The following is a 24,752-nucleotide window of genomic DNA, read 5'->3' on the forward strand; positions in this document are numbered from 1 at the left end:
TGTCATCCCGGCCGGTGCTTCTGGTCAAACTTTCATTCCCGTATATTACCGAAACGGCTTCTCCCGGCTTACTGCCGCTATACCGCCACCGGAATTCCTTTAATTTGCTCGTTTTTCTGATAATTTTCCAGTTCAAAATCCTCGACCCGAAAATCATAAAAGTTTTTAACCGCCGGGTTCATCTTAAAGACCGGCGCCGGAAAACTCGGTCGCAGTAACATTTCCTCAACCAGCGGAATATGCCGGTCATAAATATGGGCATCGGCGATAACATGAACCAGCTCGCCCGCTTCCAAATCCGACACCTGCGCCAGCATATGCAAAAGAACCGCATACTGCACCACATTCCAGTTATTGGCAACTAAGACGTCATTGGAACGCTGGTTTAAAATCGCATTCAGCTTGCGGCCGGTCACATTAAAGGTCATACCGTAGGCGCAAGGGTACAGATTCATTTCCGCCAAATCCTGATGAACATACAGATTGGTCATAATCCTCCGGGAATAGGGATTGTTTTTTAAGTCAAACAGCACCCGGTCAACCTGATCAAACATACCTTCCCTGTAACGATGCTTTATTCCCAGCTGATAACCATAAGCCTTGCCGATGCTGCCGCTTTCATCCGCCCAACTGTCCCAAATCCGACTGTTTAAGTCATGAATATTATTTGATTTTTTCTGCCAAATCCACAAAATCTCATCAATTGCACTTTTAAAGGCGGTCGGCCGCAAAGTCAAAATCGGAAACTCCTCCGCTAAATCATAGCGGTTGACCACAGCAAAACACTTGACGGTATGTGCCGGCGTACCGTCCGCCCAATGCGGCCGGACTTTTTCGCCTTCCGAAGAATAGCCGTGATCTATAATATCCCGGCACATTTGTTTAAAAATCCGATCCGCTTTGCTCATACTTTTCCTCCTTTAAGCCCAGTTTGCGAATATAGGCTTCTTCCAAATACGCTTCCAAATAAGTTCCGTTTTCGGTGTATTCCTCTTTGACCACCTGCCCGTAACGCCGGATAAAGTCAACCTTTTGTCCGTCCGCATACGGGATGGTCGTGCGGATATAAGGCTTCAGGCGCCGGATCATTTCCTCGATTTCAGCCAGCAGTTCCTCCAGTCCGTCGCCGGTCCGGACAGATACCGAAGCTGTCATTTCCGCCCTCTCGTCCCTAAGTACAATCTCCTCCGGCCAAATGTCTTTTTTATTAAAAACAGTAATCACCGGAATCTGATCGGCTCCGATTTGCGCCAGCGTTTCATACACTACCTGCCGGTGCTTTTCCTCAAAGGGATTGGCCCCGTCAACCACATGCAGAATCAGGTCGGCCACCGCCGCTTCTTCCAAAGTGGAACGAAACGCTTCCACCAAATGATGCGGCAGTTTGCGAATAAATCCAACCGTATCGGTCAACATCACCGTTTGCTTGCTGCTTAAGGCCAGCGCCCGGGTAGTGGTGTCTAAGGTCGCAAATAATTTATCCTCCGCCAGCACGTCCGCCTCCGTCAGTTTGTTTAAGAGCGAGGATTTGCCGGCATTGGTATAACCGACAATCGCAATCAAAGGATACCCCTGCTTGCGGCGTACCTCGCGGTTCATCTCCCGCTGGGCTTCCAGCTCTTTTAATTCTTTGCGCAAAATCCCCAGCCGCAGGCGGATGTGCCGCCGGTCGGTTTCCAGCTTCTTCTCGCCGGCCCCGCGTGTGCCGATGCCGCCGCCCTGCCGGGAAAGTGCATGACCTTCACCAATCAGCCGGGTCAGGCTGTCCGCTAGCTGCGCCGCTTCCACCTGTAAAATTCCCTCTCTGGTCGCTGCCCGCTGGGCAAAAATATCCAAAATCAACAGCGCCCGGTCCAGCACCTTAACGCCCAGCGCCTCCTCCAGATTGCGAATTTGACTGGGCGCCAGTTCATCATCAGCAATCACCGCCTGCGCGCCGACTGCCTCAACCAGCGCCTTTAATTCTTCCACCTTGCCTTTGCCCAGATAAGTCCTCTTATTAACCGCCTCCAGCGGCTGAATCATTTGACCAACCACCTCGCCGCCGGCCGTCTGCGTCAGTTCCGCCAGTTCAATCAGCGAATCCTCGGCCTTTTTGACTTCTCCCTTTTCCGTTACGGCAAACAATACCACTTTTTCCGGCTTTTGCCACTGTTTTTGTTCTTGCATTCGATATCTGCTCCTATCCCTTGCTTTTTTTCATCGTATCCATTAAAATAATAATAAACTTTCCCATGTTCCGCAAAAAATATTTCCCATTCGCATAACCGCTCATAACCCGTAAATCTGCCGAAGTGGTAACCACTTTTAAGGAAGCCCATTTGGACAAAACACTGCTCTCATTGATTATAAGGAGAATTTATGAATAAAAAGCAAATTTTATATTTCATTCTCACCGTCATTTTTATTTTACTGAACGTTTCCGTTCTGTTTTTGGCAGTCAGCGGCGCACCGCCGCTTTTCACCATTTTAACACTGGCCCTTAGCTTTGTCCTGGGCGTGTTTCTTTATTTTATCCTGCGCTTTCACAAAAAAGAAGTCGAGCGGCGCAGGCTGCTGGAAGAAATGTCCGAAAAGGACGAAACCGGCAAATAAGTTCCCGTTCCGGCAATATTCACAATCCGCCCGGACACGAAATCAGTCCGCACCGCCATCAGGCCTCAGTTCTGCTGTTCCTCTTTTTTTAAATATTCCAGCCATTCGCTGATTTTTCTTTCGTAGCCCTGCTGCGTCGGCTGATAATACCGGCGGCCGGCCAGCTCATCCGGCAAATACTGCTGCCGGACATAGTGATGCGGATAGTCATGCGCATAAAGGTAGCCGCTATGCCCCAAATCCTTAGCACCGGCGTAATGCGCATCCTTCAAATAAATGGGAATTGACGATATCGTTACATTTTTCACATCCTGTAAAGCCTGATCCACCGCCAAATAAGCGGCGTTGCTTTTGGGTGCGGCCGCCACATAGCAAACGGCTTGGCTCAAAATGATCCTTGCTTCCGGCATACCGACAAACTCGACCGCCCGAGCGGCAGCCACTGCCACCTCCAGCGCTCTGGGGTCGGCATTGCCCACATCCTCGGCCGCACAGATAATCACCCGCCGGACAATAAACTTCGGATCTTCTCCGGCATAGAGCATTCTGGCCAAATAATAAACCGCCGCGTCGGCATCTGAACCGCGCATCGACTTAATAAAGGCCGAAATAATATCATAATGCTCGTCGCCGTCCTTGTCATAGCGAATTGCCCGTCTTTGAATGCATTCCTCGGCCACCGCCAAATCAATTATAATCCGACCGTGGTCATCGGCCGCCGTCGTCATTGCTCCCAGTTCCAGTGCATTTAAAGCCGTTCGGGCATCGCCGTCCGCCATTTCCGCCAAAAACCTGGCCGCTTCGTCCGTCAGCATCACCTTCTGCTCCGCCAGCCTTGCATCCTCTGACACCGCCCGGCACAGGAGTTTTTCAATATCCGGTGCTTTCAGCTTTTCCAGCAAAAAAATCTGCGACCGGGAAACCAATGCTTTATTCACTTCAAAATAAGGGTTTTCCGTAGTCGCACCAATTAAAATAACCGTTCCGTCCTCAACATAGGGTAAAAGCGCATCCTGCTGCGCTTTGTTAAAGCGATGAATTTCATCAATAAACAAAATCGTTCGCCGACCGGAAAAGGACAGCTCATGCTTGGCCTGATCAACGACTTCCATAATATCCTTTTTCCCGGCAACCGTCGCATTCATCTGCAAAAAACCGGAACGAGTCGTCCCGGCAATTACCATGGCAAGAGTTGTCTTGCCTGTTCCCGGCGGCCCGTAAAAAATAATCGAGCGGATCCGGTCGGCTTTAATCGCCCTGTAAAGCAGCTTATCCTTAGCCAAAATATGCTCCTGCCCGACCACATCCTCAAGAGTTTTCGGCCGCATCCGGACAGCCAAGGGCGCTTCTTTTTCCAGGGCTGCCGCTTTCATATAATCGAATAAGTCCATATTGCTTCCTTTCCCGGTCAACTGCTTTCTTGCTTTTGCTGCCTTACTTCTCTCCGCTTGTTATTCTCAATCTCCCCGCGTCGCGCCGAAACCAAAGCTTTCCATCTTTGCCATGCAAAAGTTCTATCTTTTCGCTTGGTTTTCTGCGGATACATCAAATGACTGCCCGCCAAAAGTTTATTTTATCACAATCTCTTCCGGCTGCTTGCCTTGCTGCAAGGCCAAAAACTCCTCATAACAAAGCCCGGTCTGATACAGATATGTTGCCAGCGGCACGCCCAAATAGCGGATATGCCACGGCTCATAACTATAGCCGGTAATATTGTCCTTACCCTCGGGGTAACGAATGACAAAACCGTAGAGATGCGAGTTTTCCGCCAGCCATTTGCCCTCTTTGGTCTGTCCGTATTTCTCCACCAAATCAAAGCCGACGCTGGCCGAACTGACGTCCATGCACAATCCGGTGTGATGCTCGCTGTGTCCGGGCTTGGAGCTGTAACGATTGGCCAGTTCCAGTCCCTGCCGCTCGACATTGCTCTTATATAAGATTTTCTGATAAGCAATCGTCCGGTAGCCGGAAACGGTTTGAATATCCAGACCCTCGTTTTTAGCGGCCGCAATCAATTCGTCAATCGCATCCGCCGCCACTTTCCGGAGCTTTCTGCGGGTTTGGTTGCCGGCATGCTTAGACTGCGGGTCAATCAGCTCAATCGGTTCAAAATCTTCCGGGAAATAATTTGCTTTATTGGCCAGCACAAACAAGCTGTTCACGTCTTCAATCTGCTTGGGCTCATTGACATCAAAATGAAATGCCGAAAAGTCAACCTCTTTCAAGGCTTCTTCCAATTCCTCCGGCCAAGCCGCTTTGGTATATTCCAGCATTTCCTTGGACTGGCGGCTGAGTGCTGCCGGCGGCTCGTTCTGTCCTTCTTTCGGTGCAGGTTCCGGTTGTTCTTCTTTTCCCTGCCCATTTGGCTGCCCGTTTTTTTCCGATCCCGCTTCGGTATTCGGGTTCGGCTCGGTCACTTGCTTTTCCTCCGGCTGATTGCTTTCCGCCGTTACATTGCTTTCCGCTTTTTTCTCGGAATCCCCCAGCTGGCAGGCTGTCAGCAAAAGACAAGCTGCCAAGGCCAAAATATATGTTTTTCTTCCTGCTTTTTTCATTTGATCCCTCTTTTCCGGTATTAATTTTTCCGCTTTGTTGCAATCTGCAGTGCTCAAAGATGATACGCCGTTTGCAAGCTGCTCGGGTTTTCATGTGTTTGGCACTTGTATTATTCTCAACTTCCCCCTTCCCCCTGATCGAAAGCTTTGCTTTCTGCCCGGGCGGGCATTCTGCCTAAAAAAGACTGTTTTAGTTTTGCAGAACACAGGAAAGTCGAGTATTATTATAATGTTTTTGGAGGAGAAAGTCAACGCAACAGTTGATATAGCTACTCGTAATTCGTCGAAATGTCAACAACTGTCCAAATAAAATTGCAAACAAATTTGTTGACAATGTATTTAAATTTGTTTATAATCTTGTTGGAAAGGAGTTGATATTATGGCACAGACCAGCATAAATATCCGCATGGATGAGGAACTAAAGAAGCAGTTTGACGCATTTTGTACCGAAATCGGAATGAACATGACCACTGCATTTTGTATATTTGCAAAAAAAGCAGTAAGGGAAAGAAGAATACCGTTTGAAATCTCTGCCGACCCTTTTTATTCCGAAACAAATATGGCAAGATTAAAAGAGTCTATCAGACAAGTTGAAGCCGGTGAAAAATCTTTAACCGAACATGAATTGATTGATGTATAAGGAGCATAATATGTATAAACAACGAATGAATCATGTATTAACCAAAATGCAGGAGCAAGGGCTGACTCAGCTGTTAATCAGCGAACCGTCCTCGGTCTTTTATTTAACCGGTGTTCGGATTGAACCGGGCGAACGCTTTATGGGGCTTTTGCTGCGCAGTGAAAAAGCGCCTGTCTTTTTTATCCACCGCCTGTTTCCAGTTACGCCGCAGGGGATTGCTGTTGTCGGCTTTGCCGATGCCGATGATTACTTATCCTTAGTTGCTGCGGAAACCGACCGGCAAAAGCCGCTGGGAATTGATAAGCATTTGTTTGCCGGATTTTTAATCGGTCTGATGGAACGAAAAGCCGCTTCCGCTTATGTCAACGGCTCGCCCTGCGTTGACCTGGTTCGGGCGGTAAAAACAGCCGATGAACTGCAAAAGCTGCGGATCGCCTCGGAGCTGAACGATAAAACCATCGAAATCGCCAAAAACTCGCTGCGCATCGGCATGACCGAAAAGGAATTGGAGCAGATTATCCTGCAAACCTACAAGGACTTAGGTGCGGACGACATCAGTTTTCCGCCGATTGTGGCTTTCCATGAAAATGCCGCCGACCCGCACCACGAAAACAGTAATCGCCGCCTGAAAGCCGGCGATATGGTGCTGCTGGATATCGGCTGCAAAAAAGATGAATACTGTTCGGATATGACCCGAACTTTCTTTACCCAAGAACCAACCGCTGACGAAAGGCGGGTCTATGAACTGGTGCGGCAGGCTAACGCCGCGGCTGAAAATTATATCCGGCCGGGTATGCGGCTGTGCGATATTGACGAAGCAGCGCGCTCGGTTATCCGCGCCGGCGGACATGACCGGGAGTTTACTCACCGGCTCGGCCATTTTATCGGCATGGATACGCATGAATACGGTGATGTTTCCGCCGCTTATGATTGGCCGGTTCAGCCCGGCATGGTCTTTTCGATCGAGCCCGGTATTTACCTAGCCGGTCAATTCGGTGTGCGGATTGAAGATTTGATTATTGTAACCGAAACCGGCTGCGAAGTCATCAACCATGTACCCAAAGAAATTACGGTAGTCAGCTTAAATTAAATTATAAAAACGCGACCTCCTATCATTTTGCCCGCCGATTGAGTATTGGTAACAGGCCGCCTTTGGAAGTGAAACTGCCGCCAGATGAAGCCAAGCGAAAAGTCGCCGCCGGCATCAAAGTCTTTTTCTCTTTGATGCCGGCGGCGCTGTTTTTTTCTCCGGCGGGAATCGGCTTGCAGACAAACAGCTTTGAGCCGCTTGAAGTTCAATCGAACTAAATCCCTTTTCCTACCGCACCGCCTTACCGTCCGGTATACTCGGCGTCACAATAAGCGCAGCGATAAACTTTTTTCTCCCGATCGGCCAGCCAAAAGGTCTGGACAATCTCCTGCTCAACCGAAGTAATGCAGCGCGGGTTTTTACAGGAAATCACATTTTTCAGCTGCGCCGGCAAGGACAAATGCACCTTGCTCTCAAGCTGCCCGTTTTTAATCCGGTTAACAGTAATATTGCTGTCGATATAACCGAGGATATCAAAATCCAAGGGAATATCCTCATCAATCTTAATAATATCCTTCTTTCCGTATTTGGTGCTGCTGACATGCTGAATGACCGCCACTGTGCAGGTCAGCTTATCCAGTCCCAAGAGTTTATAAATCCGCATACTTAATCCCGCTTTGATATGATCGAGCACAATCCCGTTATTTACGCCATCTACGTTCATCATTTCCTCCTAATCTTTTGTTTTTCTATTTACTCAACTTTCCCATATTCGTCAAAACAGTCTTTTTTAGGTAGACCGCCCACCCGGGCAGACAGTCTGCCCCAGTCAAAAGCTTCGCTTTTTACCCGGGCGGTCTGCTCCCCTACTCTTTTGGTTTTGGCAAATTGCTTATTCTGCTTTTATCCCCAAAAGCAGCAATATCAGTGCCATTCGGATGTGTTTGCCACATAATGCCTGGAAGAAATAGCAGGCCCGTTCATCGTCGTCCACTTCTACCGAAATCTCATTAACCCTTGGCAGCGGGTGCATAATCGTCAAATCCTGTTTAGCCGTTTCCAGCTTGGCTAAGTCTAAAATATAGCTGTCTTTTAACCGGATGTAGTCCGCTTCATTGAAAAATCTTTCCCGCTGTACCCTTGTCATATACAGCACATCTAGCTGCGGCATGGCCTCCTCTAATTTTTCCACTTCCTGCCATGAAACGCCGGCTTTATTCATGGCGTCCTTGATATAATCCGGCACCTGCAGCTCGACCGGCGAAATCAGCACAAAACGAATATTCTCATAGCGGAGCATGGCCTCAATCAGCGAATGAACTGTCCGGCCAAACTTAAGGTCACCGCAGACACCGATTGTCATATCGCTTAATCTTCCCTTTTTCCGCTTAATTGTCAAAAGATCAGTCAGGGTTTGAGTCGGGTGAAAATGCCCGCCGTCGCCGGCATTGATAATCGGCACCGTTGTCCTTTGCGCCCCCACAATCGGCGCGCCTTCTTTGGGATGGCGCATGGCAATGATATCGGCGTAACAGCCCACGGTTCGAATCGTATCACTGACACTCTCGCCCTTGGCCGCCGAGCTCGAATTGGCAGAAGAAAAGCCAATCACATTACCGCCAAGCTCAAGCATTGCTGCTTCAAAGCTGAGGCGAGTTCTGGTACTGGCTTCGAAAAAAAGAGTCGCTAATTTTTTGTGTGCACATAAATTTTGATATTTTTGGGGATTTTGGACGATGTCATCAGCGGTGACAATAAGATCATCGATTTCTTGCGTTGACAGGTCGGTGATATTGATGAGGTTCCTGACTTTTTCCATTCTTTTTCTCCTCTTAGTCGGTTATCTTACCGTAAATTTATCTTTTTAAGCCTTGATGGCCCTAGGTCGATAGCTGCGAAAGCGCATAAGAAGGAAACGCTGCCGCACCGGCCATGTGCCGGGCTTCAAAAGTCAAATGAAGTGACTGGCAAAAAATTGAGATAATACCTAAAGGCATTATCTCAATTATAAGGATATCTTTTTAATTGTCAATAAAAATTTTTTCAAATTTTTACTTACAGCTTAAACTCGCTGCTAATCCGCTCTAAATCTTCACCCAACTCCAACAAGGCTTCGCTTTCGGTTGCAATCATCAGGAAGGTATCGTTTTGTTCCTGCATGGACGCCGAAATTTCTTGGGTACTGGCCGCATTTTCTTCGGTCAGCGCAGCAATATTACTCATCGAGCTGGACACCTTTTCTCTGGCCTCATTGATCCTTTCGTTGGCAGTAAAGATTTTTTCAATCGTATTCCTTAAATGCTCCAGCGCGTCAGAAATTCCTTCAAACTTCTCCGACATGCCGGCAACATTGACCGATTGTTCTTCCACCACCCGGTTTGACTCAATAATCTGGGAAACCGCATACTGAGTTCTCTCGGCCAGCGTCACCACTGACTTACGAATCTGCTCGGTCGATAAATTAGAGCTTTCCGCCAATTTTCGAATTTCCTCAGCTACCACCGCGAAACCGCGACCGCTTTCGCCGGCCCGGGCAGCCTCAATGGCTGCATTTAAAGCCAGCAAATTAATCTGATCGGAAATCGACTTAATCGTATCACCCGCCAAATTGATTTCATCAACACTCTGCTCCGTATTTTTAATGGCTTCCTGAATTTTCGCCGAAATTTCAGTATTTTGTTTGGTTGAATCAATCAGCGACTGAAGCTGGCTCTTACCCTCGACCTGTAAGAGATCGACCCGGTCAGAGGCACCAATCATTTCTTTCATCTGCACGGTATTGTTTTCCATTTGCTCGCCCATATGGCTAAGCTCAGCTACACCGTCCTGAACGTCGCTGGCCTGAGCAGTTGCACCCTGCGCAATTTCATCCACCGTCCGGGTAATATCCGTTGCCATTGCACTGGCGGAATTGCAGCTCTGGCTGAAGTCCTTGGACGAAGATGTCAGCTTATCAATCGAGGAATGAATCTGCTGCACCAAGCCGGTAATATTCTGACGGAGCGACTGAATCGCCCGATAAATATCACCAAACTCATTTTGCCGGTTCGAATAATCATGCGGCAGTTCTTTGCCGATTTCCAGCCGAGCCAACTGCTCAATATTTGCTCTGGCATCATTCAGCGCTTTTATCAGCGGCCGGGTCAAAACGAAATGCAGCAGAATGCTCAACAGTACGATAACAACTAAAGCAAACAAAGCCATAAGCAAGGCCAAATCAGTTTGCGGCTTCATAATTTCAGAACTATTGACTGAAATCAGCACTGTCCAGTCTTTAACTTTCATATTGTAAAAACCGGCCAGCTTATTATTACCTAAAAAAGAGTATTCTCCGGCCCCTGTTGTTTGGGTTAGGATTTTTGTTGTATAAAAATCCGCCAATTTCTGATAGCTGGAGTCTTGCGCCGCTTTTTCCAGAATATTCAACTTTTCTTCCACTAATTTCGCATTGGTGTGCCCGATGACTTGACCGCTCTTATCATAAATGGAAGCAATTCCGCTCTCGCCCCAGGAAAACTCCGCACAGATATTGCTGATAAAATCAGCGCTTTTTACTGCCCCAAAGATGCCGACCATTTTATCATTTTGATAAATCGGAGTAGATATAACAATAATGTTTCTCCCGGTCATCTTATCAACCAAAATATCCGACATAAAAGTTTTACCGGTCATGCTTTCTTTAAAATACTCCCTGTCCGAAGCGTCAAAATCTTCCTGACCCTTGGTAAATTTTTTGCCCTCACCTTTAAGCGTTGAGATAAAAAACTCAACATAGCCTAAACGACTGGCCTGTTTTTGCATATACTCCGATTTCTCCGTAAAAGAATAGTTTGATTGCGTCAGAATCGGGTTAGCCGCCAATGTCTCCACAATTTTTCCTTCGGCTGTCAGTTTATCATCAACTGCCCGGGCAACTTCCTTCGTTAGACTTAAAACTTCATCTTCAACCATTTTTTTCAAGATTCGGGACCCAAAAATACTACTTAATGCCACCAGCAAGCCGCAAGCGATCACAATCCCTGCAACCATTCCAAACGCTACCCGTATGCCTATTGATTTGTTTTTCATTTTTTCCCTTTCCGATGACTCCTGTCATTCTTATTTGGTTGAACCGGTTTCTTCTTTGTTTATAAAAAGCTACCTTACCGCCGGTAAAATGAACAGAAAAAGGCATTCCCCATCTTTGGTGAGAATGCCTTAGCCTTTGCTGTCTTATACGAACTTGGAATAATACTCGACGATCAGGTGATCGGCAATCTCAATCGGAATCTCTTCTCTTTCCGGATTGCGAATCAGCGTCGTTGCATAATTTTCCTCATCCTTAGATAAGTACGGATACGATCCAGCCGTGCCTAAGAAATTATCCTTAAACAACTGGATGCTTTGCGACTTTTCCGTTAAAGCAATGACATCACCCGGCAGTACCGCATAAGACGGAATATTAATTCTCTTGCCATTAACCAGAATATGGCCATGTCCGACCATTTGTCTGGCCTGACGAATACTGGTTGCATAACCGCTCCGATATACTAAGTTATCGAGGCGTGTTTCCAGCATCCGAACCAGTGCCGTACCGGTGATTTGTTCATCCTTCATCGCTCTTAAAAAGTAACGATAGAACTGTTTTTCCATAACTTCGTAATAACCGCGAAGTCTTTGCTTTTCCAATAATTGAATCCCGTATTCGGAGAGCTTCTTGCGATCTCTCGCCTGACCGGCTTTTTCTGCACGCTTCATCGCTTTCGGATGACCACATACATTTAAGTTCAGTCTACGACATTTCTTAAATCTTGGTTCTCTCATTCTTGCCATCTTTATTTTCTCCTCACATAAATTGCGTAACAGTCCAGGTAAGCGGATATTTATAATTGATATACTTTTGGAGAGTTCGCTCTTCAGATGTATATCAATTATAAATATCCATTTACTTAACGCCCACACTCATAATTCGTTGGTATTTCAACGAATTATGAGTGACTTACCTGAACTGGAACTAAATTGTAGCCATTTCGGCGTATCTATCGAAACAAAAGACAGTGCCGAAACGCTCCTTCTGTGCCGCGATAATTTATGCCTAATAGTCCTTAGCAGGCTGATTATTTCAAAGTTACCTTCGCGCCGACTGCTTCCAGCTTCGTCTTGATCTCTTCCGCTTCTTCCTTGGTAGCGCCTTCCTTAACCATCTTCGGAGCACCGTCAACTAATTCTTTTGCTTCCTTAAGGCCCAAACCGGTGATACCGCGAACTTCTTTGATAACCTTAATCTTTTCTGCGCCGGCATCGGTCAATTCAACGTCAAACTCGGTCTTTTCTTCAGCGGCCGGAGCAGCTGCGCCAGCACCGGCTGCTACTACAACACCAGCTGCTGCCGATACGCCGAACTCTTTCTCGGCTGCTTCTACCAATTCATTCAATTCCAATACAGACAATTCCTTTACTGCCTCTAAAATCTCTGCTACTGTTAATTTAGCCATTCTTATTTCCTCCGATTAAACTTTTACTTTCTGATTTCTTTGGTTTCTTTGTTTTTGTTCTTATTCCGCTTCTGCCGGTGCTGCCACAGCTAATTCGCCGGCCGTAGCCACTCCCTGCTCCGCTGCCTTGTCGGCAACTGCTTTGACCACCCGGGCAAAGCTTGCCATCGGTGACTGGAAGCTACCCAAGAGTTTGGACAGTAATTCGTTCTTGCCCGGAATCGATGCAATCTTAGTAATTCCGGCTGCATCATAATAGGTTCCGTCGACAACGCCCGCTTTAAATTCGAGTTTCGGCATGGTCTTGGTTGCTTCTTTCAGAATACGCGCTCCCGCGGTTGCATCCTCATAGCTGATAGCAACAGCGCTCGGACCTTCCAAATGAGAGTCCAGTTGAGCGAAATCGGTTCCTTCAAAGGCAAAACGCATCATTGTATTTTTAAATACCCGGTACGTTACATTTGCTTCTCTCAGGTTTTTCCGAAGCTGCGTATCCTGTGCAACGGTCAAGCCGCGATAATCAACCAGAACGACCGAAGACGCACCCTGCAGATGCTCTTTAATGCCATTGATCACTGCTTGCTTTTGTTCTACTTTTGGCACAGTACTACCTCCTTATAATAAAAAACTCTTTGCCAAAAACAAAGAGATTACACGTCTTAACAAGAGAGAGCTTACTCTCCCGCCTTTCTATGTAGCCTCGGCAGGTTGATTTACGTTGTGCTCACGCACCTGCTGTCTTTGGTCAATTTTTTCACGGCTATTATCATAACAAAGGATTGATGGTTTGTCAAGGGGAGAATAAAAATTTGTAGAAATTGTTTGGCGCGGGTTATTTTACCCCTCCAGCAAAAACTCCATAATATTCTGCTGGCGGATGCCGCTTCGATTGACGCGCAGGAGCGTATCAGCCGAGAGCACCAGCTTTTCATAATTATCCGCAATCGCCTCCAGCGGCGCAAACTCCCGATCGATATTCTCCGGCGTCAGGATATAGCAAACCTGAATATAAAGGCGTTCGTCCGACCGGTCAGCTACAAAGTCCACTTCCGCCGCATCCTGTTTTCCGATTTTGACCGAAAAGCCCCGGCGCAGAAGCTCCATAAAGACGATATTTTCCAGCACACCCGCTATATCATTATCCCGATAGCCCATGACGGCATGGCGCAGCCCAATGTCAGCCAGATAATATTTTTCCTGCGTTTCTAATATCCGCTTGCCCTTAATGTCAAAGCGTGCTGCCTTATGGATCAAAAAGGCACTTTCCAAAGCCTTCAAATAATTATAAACCGTTTCCGTACTGAGCTTTCGCCCCTGGCTTTTCAAAAAATCAGAAATTGTCTTGGCCGAAAAAGTATTGCCGATATTGTCCATCAGATAAAATACAATTCTTTCCAGCAGCTCCGTATCCCTGATTTTATGGCGAGCAACCACATCTTTAAGCAGCACCGAATTGTAAATATCGTTGAGATACTGCATAATCCGGCTTTCTTCCCATTTAATCTGATGAATCCCGGGCAGCCCGCCAAAGTGCACGAAATGAGAAAATTGCTCCTGCCGTGTCAGTTTGGCCTCGACCTCGTTCCCAGCGGCAAAATCCAAATATTCTTTAAAGTCCAGCGGATAGACTCGAATTTCCACATAACGCCCCGCCAGCAAAGTAGCCAGCTCCCCGGAAAGCAACCGGGCATTGGAACCAGTCACATAAATATCACAGTCAAAATCAACCCGCAAGGAGTTCACTACCCGTTCCCAGCCATCTACTTCCTGTATTTCATCGAGCAAAATATAAAGCCGGCCTTGGGCCTGCTCCGCTCTATCCGCAATTTCCGCATACAGTGCCTGATAGTTTCTCAGCGCTTCATAGCGCAAAGATTCAAAGTTGATAAAAATTATGTTTTGGTCATTTACGCTGCGTGCCAAAAGTTCCTGCCGTGTCAGTTCCAACAGACTGCTCTTGCCGCTGCGCCGCATACCCGTAATAATTTTGACCACCGGTTTATCCATAAAATCTCGAACCGGCTGCATATATCGTTCCCGTACAATCATAAGCATTTCCTCCCTTTGTTTTAAAAAATTTGCTATGTCAATATTCCGGTCTTTTCCGACTTGCTTCCTTCTCCCTGTTCTTGAACGTTTTTATCTCCTGATTTTCCAAAGCTTCGCTTACAGACCCATTCCGCCTTATAGAAAACACGCCATATTCACACTTTTTCTCAGTAATAGTATAACACAAAAATAAAAAAACAACAAATAGTTTCTCTTATAAAAGAAACTATTTGTTGTTTAGGGTTTTGTTTCCTGTATAAAAGAAACTATTTTGATGCCATCGCTTTTATTCTTCTATAAAAGAAACTTTTTTATTTACGGCTTTCTTTTCTGCTGAAAACTTTAACGGTGCAAATATCGATTCCGATATCCACACCGTTATCCGCTAAAATAAGCTAATTTGGTTGGTTTCCGACAAGCCTTCCAGTATGCCGTTGACTCTTAGGATTTCCACCAGCGTCTTGGACAGCTTCGTCCGACTGATTAAATCCTCAATCGACAAAAACGGCGCGTCCTTGCGGGCTTCAACAATTGACAGCGCCGCTTTTTCGCCCATGCCGTTAATGCTGCAAAAGCTGGGCATTATCTTGCCGTCAATAATCTTAAACCGAGTTGCCTCCGCCTGATACAGGTCAATCCGGTGAAAACCGAAGCCGCGGGCGTACATCTCGCGAACAGTCTGCATTTCCTTTTCCATGTCCTGCTCTTTTTTGGTCAGCTTATCCGCCCGGTTTTTCAAATCCTGCGCCGCTTCCTCCAGCACCTCCCGCCCCTTGCCCATGACCACATAATCAAAAGTACTGGCTCTGACGCTGAAATACGCCGCATAATACTCCAAGGGATAATAAACCTTAAAATACGCAATCCGAAAGGCCATCATCACATAGGCCGCCGCATGCGCCTTAGGGAACATATACTTAATCCGGCGGCAGGACTCAATGTACCATTCCGGCACGTCCGAAGCTGTCATCGCTGTAACCCATTCGTCCTTTAAACCCTTGCCCTTACGGACAGATTCCATGATAGTAAAGGCCAGCCCCTTTTCCATGCCTTTGTTGATCAAATACGACATGATACCGTCGCGGGTGGAAATGACGGTAGTAATTGTCGCTAAACCATTGCGAATCATTTCCTGACCGTTATTAATCCAAACATCGGTGCCATGCGACAAGCCGGAAATACGAATTAAATCGGAAAAAGCCTTTGGCTTCGTGTCTTTCAACATTTGGATAACAAAGTCCGTACCGAACTCGGGAATTCCGAGCGAGCCCATTTCCACGCCGCCGATATCGGCCGGCTGAATCCCGAGCGCTTCGGTTGACTGAAACAGCGACATTACTTTCGGGTCATCGAGCGGAATTTTCTGGGCATTGACTCCGGTCAAATCCTCCAGGAAACGAATCATGGTCGGGTCATCATGCCCTAAAATATCAAGTTTGAGCAAATTGTGGTCAATACTGTGATAATCAAAGTGAGTGGTGATGATATTGCTCTCCCGGTCATTGGCCGGCCGCTGAATCGGTGTAAACTTATAAATTTCCTGATCTCTGGGTACGACCACAATGCCGCCGGGGTGCTGACCTGTCGTCCGGCGCACGCCGACGCAGCCCTGCACATAGCGATTGATATCGCCCTCGGACATCGCAATTTGTCTTTCCTCAAAATAATTTTTCACAAAGCCGTAAGCCGTCTTGTCGGCCAGCGTACCGATCGTTCCCGCCCGGAAAACATGACCCTTGCCGAAGATTTCCTCGGTGTATTCATGCGCCCGGCTTTGATATTCGCCCGAAAAGTTCAGGTCGATATCCGGCTCTTTATCACCGTAAAACCCAAGGAAAGTTTCAAACGGAATATCATGCCCGTCTTTACTCAGCGGTGCACCACACTTAGGGCAGCTTCTGTCCGGCAAGTCGGCACCCGACATTTCCGGGTCATCTTTTAACTCCGGCGGCGCAAAATCAGAATATTGACAATTCGGGCAAACATAGTGAGCCGACAGCGGATTAACCTCGGTAATCCCGGACATGGTGGCCACAAAGGACGAACCGACCGAGCCCCGTGAGCCGACCAAATAGCCGTCCTCATTGGACTTTTTAACTAACTTTTGGGCAATCATATACATAACGGCAAAACCATTGCTGATAATGGAATGGAGCTCTCTTTCCAGCCGCTCGGACACAATCTCCGGCAGAGGATCGCCGTAAATCTGATGTGCCCGGCCATAGCACAGGCTTTTCAATTCCTCATCGGAATTGGGAATCTCCGGCGGATATTTATCCCGCTCCACCGGCTCAATCTCATCCAGCGAATCAACAATCTCGCGCGGTGCGGTAATTACCATTTCTCTGGCTTCGGCCTGTCCGAAATAGGCAAAGTCACGAAGCATTTCACCGGTCGTCCGAAAATAGCAATAATCCGGCACATCGGCGTTGCGCACCGTTTTTTTGCCGACCAGCAAAATCCGGCGCAAAATCTCGTCCTCCGGATTTAAAATCTTGACATTGGCGCTGGCAATTACTTTCTTGCCAAGGCTTTTCACAAAGCGGTACAGCTCTACCTGCAAAGCGCCCAGTGCCTGATCTTCGGCAATCATATCCGTCCCGACATAGGTTCTGGCTACCGGAATCGGATAGAGTTCAAAATAATCATAAAACTCCGCCGTCCGGTCGATTAATTCCTGACAGCGCCCCTCGATAAAGGCCTGATAAAAATCATTATCGCCCCCGGTCGCGCCGTATAAAAGTCCCTCCCGCATCCGGTGCAGATACGACTTTTTCAGCCGAGGCACGCCGGCAAAGGTATTGATATGCGACTCCGACACCATTTTATAAAGGTTTAGGAGGCCGGCTCTGGTTTTGGTTAAAATCATAATCTGGGTCGGTCTTTGCTTTTCCCAGTTGATTGGATTTTGCTGCGCCCAAGTTAATACATCGTTCAAATCATGAACGCCGATTTCTTCCAGGCGCTGAAACATCTTCAGCAGCACGCCAGCCGTTGCTTCCGCATCATAAACCGCCCGGTGGTGCTGACTGAGCGATACTTCCAATTCCTTACTTAAATAATCCAGTCCATACCGCTTAAACTCAGGAAATAAGTGGCGCGCCAGCTCTAAAGTATCCATATAGGTAAAATCAACCGGCAAATCCAGTTTCTGGCACTCTTTTTTTATAAAGCTGATATCAAAATCCGAGTTATGCGCCACCAGCACCGCTCCAGCAGAAAAGTCCATAAAGCGCGGCAACACCTCCTCAATTCGCGGTGCGTCCCGAACAATATCATCGGTGATATGGGTCAGCTCCTGAATCCTTCGGGGAATCGGCCGGCCGGGATTGATAAACTCACTGAAGCGCTCAATAATCTTACCGTCTTTGATTTTAACCGCACCGATTTCGGTCAGGCTGTCACAGCTGGTAATCAAACCCGTGGTTTCAATATCAAAGACCACATAGGTATCGCGCAGGCTTTGTCCCCGCCCGAACCAGAGCACCGGCCGCTCATCGTCCACCATAAAGGCGGTCATGCCATAAATCAATTTTAAGCTGCCGGCAAAGGCCTTACCAGCGGAAAAAGCATCGGGAAAAGCCTGAACCACGGCAGTATCGGTAATTGCCAGCGCCGGATGTCCCCATTTGGCGGCCTGCTTAACCGCCGTCTTGACCGGAATAATGCCATCCATATCACTCATTTGCGTATGGCAGTGCAGTTCAATCCGTTTTTCTTCAGCTTCGTCCACCCGCTCCTGCTTAATGCTGCCGCTCAGCGGCTGAATGGTTTGAATCATAAATGCCGGCTGCATATCAAAGCTGTCAAAGCTGTATTTGCCGCTGACTCTGAGGGCTTTGGCTTCTTTCAATCCCTTAACCAACTCCTCGGTCGTTTCTTTATCATCCGCAAAGAGCTTGCCGCTGACGGTTTTTTGATAATCGGTCAGGAACATCTTAACCATTCGCTTGCCGGAGCGGAGCTCGCGCACATCAATCTCGCCGACGATTTCGACATCAATATTATAAAATGATCGGCTTTCCTCCAAATCCGCCACCGGCGTAATCTCGCCTTTAATTTCCTTCTTGCCGTAAAGAATGCCTTCCGGTTTTTCCATCACTTTTTTCACCGGCGCAGCCATCTCCTGACCGACCGGAACCGTTGCCAGCATCCGGCTCTCCATATCGCGGTTTTGAATAAACTCCTGCAGGATTTGATTTTTTTCATCCTTTTTATAAAAGGAAATCACCACTTCTCTTTGCAGTTTCTCGGCAAACAGGCGCTCAATTTTTTTTCCCGGTTCCAAGGGCATAATATATTCATACCCGACCGCCGGTACTTGATACTGGATTTGGTCCCCGCTGATTTTGGCCTGCGACAAACGCAGCGTATTGGCCAAAAACGGGTCGCCTTTTTCCAGATAATAAAATAAGCTGTCCGCCCACTGCGGATAAATCCGGCTCAAATCCCCGTCCAGCCGGTATGTTTCCCACAGCCGAACCGAATAGCCCAAGTGCGCGGTCAGGCTTTTCGCCAGCTGCTCAATGTATGAGGGGCGAATCACCCGGCTTAACTCCAAATAAATATCCAGTCTCAATTTCTGCCGGTCAAAAACAATGCGAGAAACCTCTGCTTCCGCAAAAATCTCTCGCAAATCAGCCGGAAAAGTAAATTGCACAAATGTTTCCGTCAATTTCTTAGTCATACCGACTCCCTTTCTCTCTTATTTTCCACTCAGGTATCATCATACCGATCGTCTGTTTCTCCTGCTGTTTCGCACTCCGCCGGCTATTTGCTTTCTGCCGGAGCAGGCATTTGCCTAAACCCGGAAGCTCTGCCCGCCGGAGCAACCTACTCGCCCGCCAAGCAAAACGCCTTATGCCGGAGTATGTGTCAATAACATAACTTTCCCCTAATCGAAGTGCTACCTGCTTTCTTCCCGGGCGGGCAGTCTGCATCGAATCCTCTTTCCGCGATTTGCCTATCATTCCCGCCCATCGCCGAAAGGCGCAGCCTTTCTGGAAGCAACGAGCCCTGGTCGAAACGCTATGCGTTTCTGCCCGGGTGGGCGACCTACCTGATCGAAAGCTTCGCTTTCTGCCCGGGCGGACAGTCTGCCTAAAAAGACTGTTCTAGTTTTGCAGAACATGGGAAAGTTAAGTCAATAACTTAACAATATCGGAATAAAAGATGACCGCCATCAAGAGCATCAACAAAACAAAGCCAGCCATATGAATATAGCCCTCTTTTTTCTGATCAATCGGCTTGCCGCGAAGTCCCTCCAAGAACAGAAAGACCAGCCGGCCGCCGTCCAGCGCCGGAATCGGCAAAAGGTTCATCACACCAAGGTTGGCGCTGAGCAGAACCACCTGGCTGCTGAAAATAGCAATATACTGGCGAATTGCCATACCGCCGTCATAGCTCTTACTCAAAGAATTAACAATTCCGACCGGCCCGGACAGCATATTTAAGGATACCTTACCGGTAATTAGAGCAAACAAGCTGAAAGCCGTAATTTTAATCATACTCAGCAGCTTAATCAAAGCATAATAAAACACTTCCAAAAAATTAGGCTGGATATAAGCATAGCCGATGCCAATCATATAAACCGTCTGTCCGCCCCGGTCAACCGGCTTGGGCGTAAGGGTAAACCTCAGCTTCTCCGCCCCCCGCAAAACATCGACCTCAACCGGCTGGCCGCCCTCGACGACAAGATAGGTCGAAGCTTCCATCGGATCTAAAATCCGATGGCCGTTAATCGCCAGCAACTTATCGCCAACCTGAATTCCCGCCTGATAAGCCGGATACTCCGGATCAACCTTGCTGATTTCGGTGGTCGTCACCGCCCCGGCGGCGAGCAGTAAAATCACGGCAAAAATAAAGGCCAAAATAAAATTAAAGACCGGACCGGCTAAAACCGCCAAAATCCTGGCTTTTAGCGGCCGATTATTAAACGCTCTGGGGTCGCTTGCAATAGTAGCCGCTGCTGTTCCGCTTAATCCGCTGCCAGCCGAATCCTCACCCAGCATAGCACAAAAGCCACCAATCGGCAGCAGCCGGATACTATACAGCGTATCACCCTTTTTTTTGCCCCACAATTTCGGCCCCATGCCGATGGCAAACTCCTCCACGCCGATTCCGCCCCGGCGAGCCAAGAGAAAATGCCCCCATTCATGAAAAAATACAATAAAACTAAATACCAAAAAGGCAATCACAATGCCCACTGCCTGATTCATAAAATTCCTTCTTTCTCTTTACAAAATTTCTTTTTAAAAACTTAACTTTCTGCGCTAAGTAATTTTCCGCAAGCCATTTTCTTCGCATATCGCGCAGCAAGCCGAAAATATCACCAATCAAATCTTACCGCACCGAAGATAATACTGTGCTTATGCCCGCAGCCCTGTTTTACCAAGACTTTCACCGGCAGGCCATTTAATTCCAACGGTGCAAAAGCAGCATAAAATAATAGACAAAGGGCGCGACAAACAAAATGCTGTCGAGCCGATCGAGTATCCCGCCATGCCCCGGAATCAGCCGGCCAAAGTCCTTGATGCCCGTTTCCCGCTTAATCGCCGAGCCAACCAAATCGCCGATTTGAGAAAAAACCGAACCCAGCACGCCCAACAGCGCCAGGCTGGCATAGGCCGCAAGTGGCAGAGTAAAATAACCGCGCCATTCCAAAAAAAGACCATAGGAAAGGCAAATCAGCGTACTGCCTAAAATACCGCCCAGTGCTCCCTCTATTGTTTTTTTCGGACTTAAAATCGGTGCCAGTTTATGCCGTCCCAGCGTCACCCCGGTAAAGTAAGCAAAGGTGTCGCTGCCAAAGGCAATTAAAATAACCAGCCAAACCACAACCTTACCATGCACCAGACTTTGACGCATCAGCAAGACATGGGTCAGCATATAGGGAATATACAAAAAACCGACAATATTAATAAACACCTGCCGCAGCTGTAACTTCGGATACAACAGGACATACGCCGCCAGTTCCGTCATCAGCATAAAGCCGAAAACCGTCTGCGCCATCCCAATCTTATTAATATAGAACAAAAAAATATAAACTGCCGCCGCCAGCATGGTCATGCTCAGCAGCAGCTTTTTATCCTCATAGCCAAAGGCCCGATTAAACTCAAAAATACCGACCATCACCGCTGCGCCCAGCAATAAAAATAAAGAAAGCCCCCCGAAATAAATCGCCGCCACCACCAGCGGCAGCGCTACCACAGACGACAGCACTCTCTGTTTCATTTTATTCTCCTCCGAACCGGCGGTTTCTGGTCTGATAATAACCAATTGCCTGATCCAGCTCTGTTTCTCCGAAGTCCGGCCAAAAAACATCGGTCACATAAATTTCACTATAAGCGGCCTGCCACAGTAAATAATTACTGAGCCGGCTTTCCCCGCCCGTCCGGATCAGCAATTCCGGATCCGGAATCCCGGCCGTGTCTAAATAACCGGCAAAGGCTTCTTCTGTCAGATTTTCCGCTGTCCCGCCGGCCTGCCAGAACTTCTCCGCGGCCCGGATGATCTCATCCCGGCCGCCGTAGTTTAAAGCAATCTGCAAATTCAAACCGGTAAAACCGGCCGTCGCCTGTTCCAATTCCTCAATTTGTGCCTGAATATCCTCGGCCAAACCTTTTTTATTGCCGATTACCCTGACCCGCATATTGTTTTGAGTCGCATCGCGAATGCTGGTCTTTAAAAACTTCCGGGCCAAGTCCATGATATACTCCACTTCCTTGGCCGAGCGCTTCCAGTTTTCGGTGGAAAAAGCATAAACCGTCAGATAGCGAATTCCCTTGTCCCACACCAGCCGGCTGACTTTTTCCAAGGTTTCCGCTCCCTTTTGATGACCAAGTGTCTGCGGCATGAGCCTTTTCCTTGCCCAGCGCCGGTTTCCGTCCATAATAATTGCAATATGCTGCAGGTCTTCCATTTTTATACCCTTCATTGACTGAATCATTTTATTCTTATTGACTGCGCTTAAACTGTCATGATCTCCTTGGTTTTTTCTTCCACCGCTTTGTCAATCTCTTTCACAAACTTATCCGTCAACTCCTGAATCTCGGTTTCCAAATCTTTCAGGTCATCCTCAGTCAAAAGCTTGTCCTGTTCCTGCTTTTTAAAATCCTGCACCGCATCACGGCGGATATTGCGAACGGCGACCTTCGCCTCCTCGCCTAAATGCTTCACCTTTTTGGTCAGTTCCTTTCTCTTTTCTTCGGTCAGTTCCGGAAATACCAAGCGAATAACTTTGCCGTCGCTGGAGGGCGTAATGCCGATATCTGACATATTGAGCGCCTTTTCAATCGCTTTGATGACGCTGGCATCCCACGGCTGGATTTGAATCATTCTTGCCTCCGGCACGGTAATATTGCCGACCTGCTGGAGCGGAGTTGCCTGTCCGTAATAATCAACCGTAATCTTATCCAAAATATGCGGATTGGCTCTCCCGGCCCGAACCGCATTAAATTCATCTTTTAAAACACTCACTGTCTTGGTCATCTTTTCCTGATAAACTTTTACTGAACTATCCATTTTTCTCCTCCGTTATTATTATCTTGTCGTTGGCTCTGTTTCCTTTAAAGGATTCGGCTTCTGACTGCCAGTCAAACCCGCAGCCGAAAATTATTGTCTGCCGCCGTTTTTCATCATTTGGATTTTGCCTGCCGCTCATAATTGGCTGCTTCGGCTCAATCACAAGCTCGCTACTCAGCCGCAATAAAAGTTCCGTCTCCGCTGCCACTGACCGCCTTTAAAATCGCGTTCTCCCCGCCGAAGAAAAAGACCGACATCGGCATTTTATTTTCCAGACAAAGCTGCGCCGCTGTGATATCCATTACTTTTAAGCCTTTTTTTACTACCTCCGAAACCGTCAGCCGGTCATAGCGAACCGCATCCGGGTACTGATTGGGGTCTTTGTCATACACACCGTCAATATTTTTAGCCAGTAAAATCATATCCGCATTCATTTGAATTGCCCGCAGAGCCGCTGCCGTATCGGTCGAAAAATAGGAATGACCGGTGCCGCCGGCAAAGAAAATGATTTTTCCTTTATTTAAATAATCCAGCATCGCATCCTTCGAGTAAACTTCCGTAAACGTGCCGACCGGAAATGGCGTCATGACTACGCTCTCTAAGCCTGCCATCTGAAATACCGCCGCTGCGTACAGGCAATTCATCACCGTTGCCATCATCCCGATCGCATCCGCCTTGCACCGATCCATGTTTTCACTGCTGCGTCCCCGCCAAAAATTGCCGCCGCCAATGACAATCCCTATCTGCAGGCCCTCATCGGCCGCCTTTTTGACCTGCTCAGCCACCTTTAAAGCCGCCGCCTCGTCAAACTTACCGGTATTTCCGCCGGACAGGGTTTCGCCGCTCAGCTTGAGCAGCACTCTTTTATATTTTGACATAAGCCCTCCTTATGATGTTATCAAGGTCCCGTTATTTTGCATTTCAGCGAATTACAAATAATCCGCCGGAATCGTAACACTTTCTCCCTTATGATACCAGATTCCAACCGATTTATCAACTTAAAGAATTCTTATATATTTTTCCTTCCGCAAATTTTATATAAAAATTTTGATATAATCACTCAACTTTCCCATAGTCTTTTTTGGCTCTATCCCGCTCAGAGAGCGGGTGCATGGACTCCACTTTCGGCAATTTGCTCCGCAATTTGCCTATCGTTCCCGCCATGCAACGAGCCTAAAAGAGACTGTTCTGACGAACATGGGAAAGTTGAGTAATCATTAAACTTGCATAAAAAGATTGCTTTTTCTTCCCATCCTGGTATACTATAGACTCAGCTTTCTTCGACTGAGGAAGGTTAAAGTTTCCATGTTTTCCTGTGAAAAATCATAGGCTGACACGAATAAATCACCCCTATCGCAGACCGTGCCTTTTCATGAAAAATATGCTCTGTCTGTGGAAAGAAAGGAATCATCATGAAAAAAAATATTTTACTGCTGATGGCCGTGTTGCTGTTCAGCGCCTGCCAGTCCGCTCAGGATAGTAACTCCGGCAACAATTCCGCGGCAAATGAGTCCGCCCCGGCAAGCAGCGATCAGACTGCCAAAACCGCCGAATACCATAAAATTTCGGCTGAGGAAGCCAAAAAAATGATGGATGAACAGGATGTCGTAATCGTCGATGTCCGCACTGCGGCGGAATACGCTGAAGGCCATATTGCTGATGCCGTTTTAGTTCCGAATGAAACTATCGGCGACGAAGCACCGGCCGAACTGCCGAATAAAGATGCCGTTTTGCTGATTTACTGCCGCAGCGGCAACAGAAGCAGAACCGCCGCTAATAAGCTGCTCAAGCTGGGCTATCAAAACATTTATGATTTTGGCGGTATTAACACCTGGCCTTATGAAATTGTTAAATAACAGACGATTCATTTTTCCATTTTCCGCTAA

The 24,752-nt window shown here is 47.6% G+C and carries 23 protein-coding genes; 4 read left to right on the plus strand and 19 right to left on the minus strand.

Going from position 1 to position 24,752, the window contains the following annotated elements:
• Nucleotides 1–77: 77 nt before the first annotated feature.
• Both thyA and hflX read right to left on the minus strand, forming a co-directional pair.
• Complete coding sequence (thyA, locus tag C3V36_02215) at nucleotides 78–908, minus strand: thymidylate synthase (GenBank protein AVM68167.1); 831 nt, start codon at nucleotides 906–908, stop codon at nucleotides 78–80.
• The gene (hflX, locus tag C3V36_02220; protein AVM68168.1) at nucleotides 883–2,169 is read right to left on the minus strand and encodes a GTPase HflX; all 1,287 of its coding nucleotides are present in this window, start codon (nucleotides 2,167–2,169) and stop codon (nucleotides 883–885) included. The genes thyA and hflX overlap by 26 nt, the downstream gene beginning before the upstream one ends.
• A 192-nt stretch (nucleotides 2,170–2,361) precedes the next feature.
• On the opposite strand from hflX, the gene C3V36_02225 reads away from it, so the two are divergent.
• Entirely contained in the window at nucleotides 2,362–2,595 is a 234-nt protein-coding gene (locus C3V36_02225) for a hypothetical protein (GenBank protein AVM68169.1), read from the plus strand.
• A gap of 65 nt (nucleotides 2,596–2,660) precedes the next feature.
• Here the strand turns inward: C3V36_02225 and C3V36_02230 are convergent, their stop codons facing one another.
• Entirely contained in the window at nucleotides 2,661–3,986 is a 1,326-nt protein-coding gene (locus C3V36_02230) for a replication-associated recombination protein RarA (GenBank protein ID AVM68170.1), read from the minus strand.
• Nucleotides 3,987–4,163: 177 nt separating this feature from the next.
• Nucleotides 4,164–5,150: a hypothetical protein gene (locus C3V36_02235; protein ID AVM68171.1), complete on the minus strand. Its 987-nt coding sequence runs from the start codon at nucleotides 5,148–5,150 to the stop codon at nucleotides 4,164–4,166.
• A 379-nt stretch (nucleotides 5,151–5,529) separates the two neighbouring features.
• Here C3V36_02235 and C3V36_02240 point away from each other — a divergent pair, with 379 nt between their 5' ends.
• Nucleotides 5,530–5,790, plus strand: coding sequence for a type II toxin-antitoxin system antitoxin, RelB/DinJ family (locus tag C3V36_02240; protein AVM68172.1), 261 nt, complete (start codon nucleotides 5,530–5,532; stop codon nucleotides 5,788–5,790).
• A gap of 10 nt (nucleotides 5,791–5,800) precedes the next feature.
• The gene (locus C3V36_02245) at nucleotides 5,801–6,880 is read left to right on the plus strand and encodes a peptidase M24 family protein (GenBank protein AVM68173.1); all 1,080 of its coding nucleotides are present in this window, start codon (nucleotides 5,801–5,803) and stop codon (nucleotides 6,878–6,880) included.
• A gap of 241 nt (nucleotides 6,881–7,121) precedes the next feature.
• Here the strand turns inward: C3V36_02245 and C3V36_02250 are convergent, their stop codons facing one another.
• The 15 genes from C3V36_02250 to pyrH all read right to left on the minus strand — a co-directional run bounded on the left by C3V36_02250 (nucleotide 7,122) and on the right by pyrH (nucleotide 23,744).
• Nucleotides 7,122–7,544: an aspartate carbamoyltransferase regulatory subunit gene (locus C3V36_02250; protein AVM68174.1), complete on the minus strand. Its 423-nt coding sequence runs from the start codon at nucleotides 7,542–7,544 to the stop codon at nucleotides 7,122–7,124.
• 168 nt (nucleotides 7,545–7,712) lie between these two features.
• Complete coding sequence (locus tag C3V36_02255) at nucleotides 7,713–8,639, minus strand: aspartate carbamoyltransferase (protein AVM68175.1); 927 nt, start codon at nucleotides 8,637–8,639, stop codon at nucleotides 7,713–7,715.
• Nucleotides 8,640–8,875: 236 nt separating this feature from the next.
• Nucleotides 8,876–10,888: a methyl-accepting chemotaxis protein gene (locus C3V36_02260; protein ID AVM68176.1), complete on the minus strand. Its 2,013-nt coding sequence runs from the start codon at nucleotides 10,886–10,888 to the stop codon at nucleotides 8,876–8,878.
• A gap of 144 nt (nucleotides 10,889–11,032) precedes the next feature.
• On the minus strand, nucleotides 11,033–11,632 hold the full coding sequence (locus C3V36_02265; protein AVM68177.1) for a 30S ribosomal protein S4: 600 nt from the start codon (nucleotides 11,630–11,632) through the stop codon (nucleotides 11,033–11,035).
• Between the two features lie 284 nt (nucleotides 11,633–11,916).
• Nucleotides 11,917–12,294: a 50S ribosomal protein L7/L12 gene (locus C3V36_02270; protein ID AVM68178.1), complete on the minus strand. Its 378-nt coding sequence runs from the start codon at nucleotides 12,292–12,294 to the stop codon at nucleotides 11,917–11,919.
• Between the two features lie 60 nt (nucleotides 12,295–12,354).
• Entirely contained in the window at nucleotides 12,355–12,897 is a 543-nt protein-coding gene (locus C3V36_02275; GenBank protein ID AVM68179.1) for a 50S ribosomal protein L10, read from the minus strand.
• 234 nt (nucleotides 12,898–13,131) lie between these two features.
• On the minus strand, nucleotides 13,132–14,343 hold the full coding sequence (locus C3V36_02280; GenBank protein AVM68180.1) for an ATPase: 1,212 nt from the start codon (nucleotides 14,341–14,343) through the stop codon (nucleotides 13,132–13,134).
• 385 nt (nucleotides 14,344–14,728) lie between these two features.
• On the minus strand, nucleotides 14,729–19,030 hold the full coding sequence (locus C3V36_02285; protein ID AVM68181.1) for a PolC-type DNA polymerase III: 4,302 nt from the start codon (nucleotides 19,028–19,030) through the stop codon (nucleotides 14,729–14,731).
• On the minus strand, nucleotides 19,023–19,313 hold the full coding sequence (locus tag C3V36_02290; protein ID AVM68182.1) for a hypothetical protein: 291 nt from the start codon (nucleotides 19,311–19,313) through the stop codon (nucleotides 19,023–19,025). The genes C3V36_02285 and C3V36_02290 overlap by 8 nt, the downstream gene beginning before the upstream one ends.
• Before the next feature lie 168 nt (nucleotides 19,314–19,481).
• Entirely contained in the window at nucleotides 19,482–20,561 is a 1,080-nt protein-coding gene (gene rseP / locus C3V36_02295) for an RIP metalloprotease RseP (GenBank protein AVM68183.1), read from the minus strand.
• Between the two features lie 196 nt (nucleotides 20,562–20,757).
• Nucleotides 20,758–21,666 carry a phosphatidate cytidylyltransferase gene (locus C3V36_02300; protein ID AVM68184.1) on the minus strand — a complete coding sequence of 303 codons (909 nt, stop codon included), beginning with the start codon at nucleotides 21,664–21,666 and terminating at the stop codon, nucleotides 20,758–20,760.
• Nucleotides 21,578–22,264 carry a di-trans,poly-cis-decaprenylcistransferase gene (gene uppS, locus C3V36_02305; GenBank protein ID AVM70408.1) on the minus strand — a complete coding sequence of 229 codons (687 nt, stop codon included), beginning with the start codon at nucleotides 22,262–22,264 and terminating at the stop codon, nucleotides 21,578–21,580. Before uppS ends, C3V36_02300 begins: the two co-directional genes overlap by 89 nt.
• Nucleotides 22,265–22,311: 47 nt before the next feature.
• Entirely contained in the window at nucleotides 22,312–22,866 is a 555-nt protein-coding gene (locus tag C3V36_02310; protein ID AVM68185.1) for a ribosome recycling factor, read from the minus strand.
• On the minus strand, nucleotides 22,859–23,050 hold the full coding sequence (locus C3V36_02315) for a hypothetical protein (GenBank protein ID AVM68186.1): 192 nt from the start codon (nucleotides 23,048–23,050) through the stop codon (nucleotides 22,859–22,861). Before C3V36_02315 ends, C3V36_02310 begins: the two co-directional genes overlap by 8 nt.
• Nucleotides 23,037–23,744, minus strand: a complete 708-nt coding sequence (gene pyrH, locus C3V36_02320) for a UMP kinase (protein ID AVM68187.1) — start codon at nucleotides 23,742–23,744, stop codon at nucleotides 23,037–23,039. The genes C3V36_02315 and pyrH overlap by 14 nt, the downstream gene beginning before the upstream one ends.
• Nucleotides 23,745–24,302: 558 nt before the next feature.
• Here pyrH and C3V36_02325 point away from each other — a divergent pair.
• Nucleotides 24,303–24,722, plus strand: a complete 420-nt coding sequence (locus C3V36_02325) for a rhodanese-like domain-containing protein (protein AVM70409.1) — start codon at nucleotides 24,303–24,305, stop codon at nucleotides 24,720–24,722.
• Nucleotides 24,723–24,752: the final 30 nt, after the last annotated feature.

Source organism: Lachnospiraceae bacterium oral taxon 500 (genome assembly GCA_002999035.1).
Classification (GTDB): domain Bacteria; phylum Bacillota; class Clostridia; order Lachnospirales; family Vallitaleaceae; genus W11650.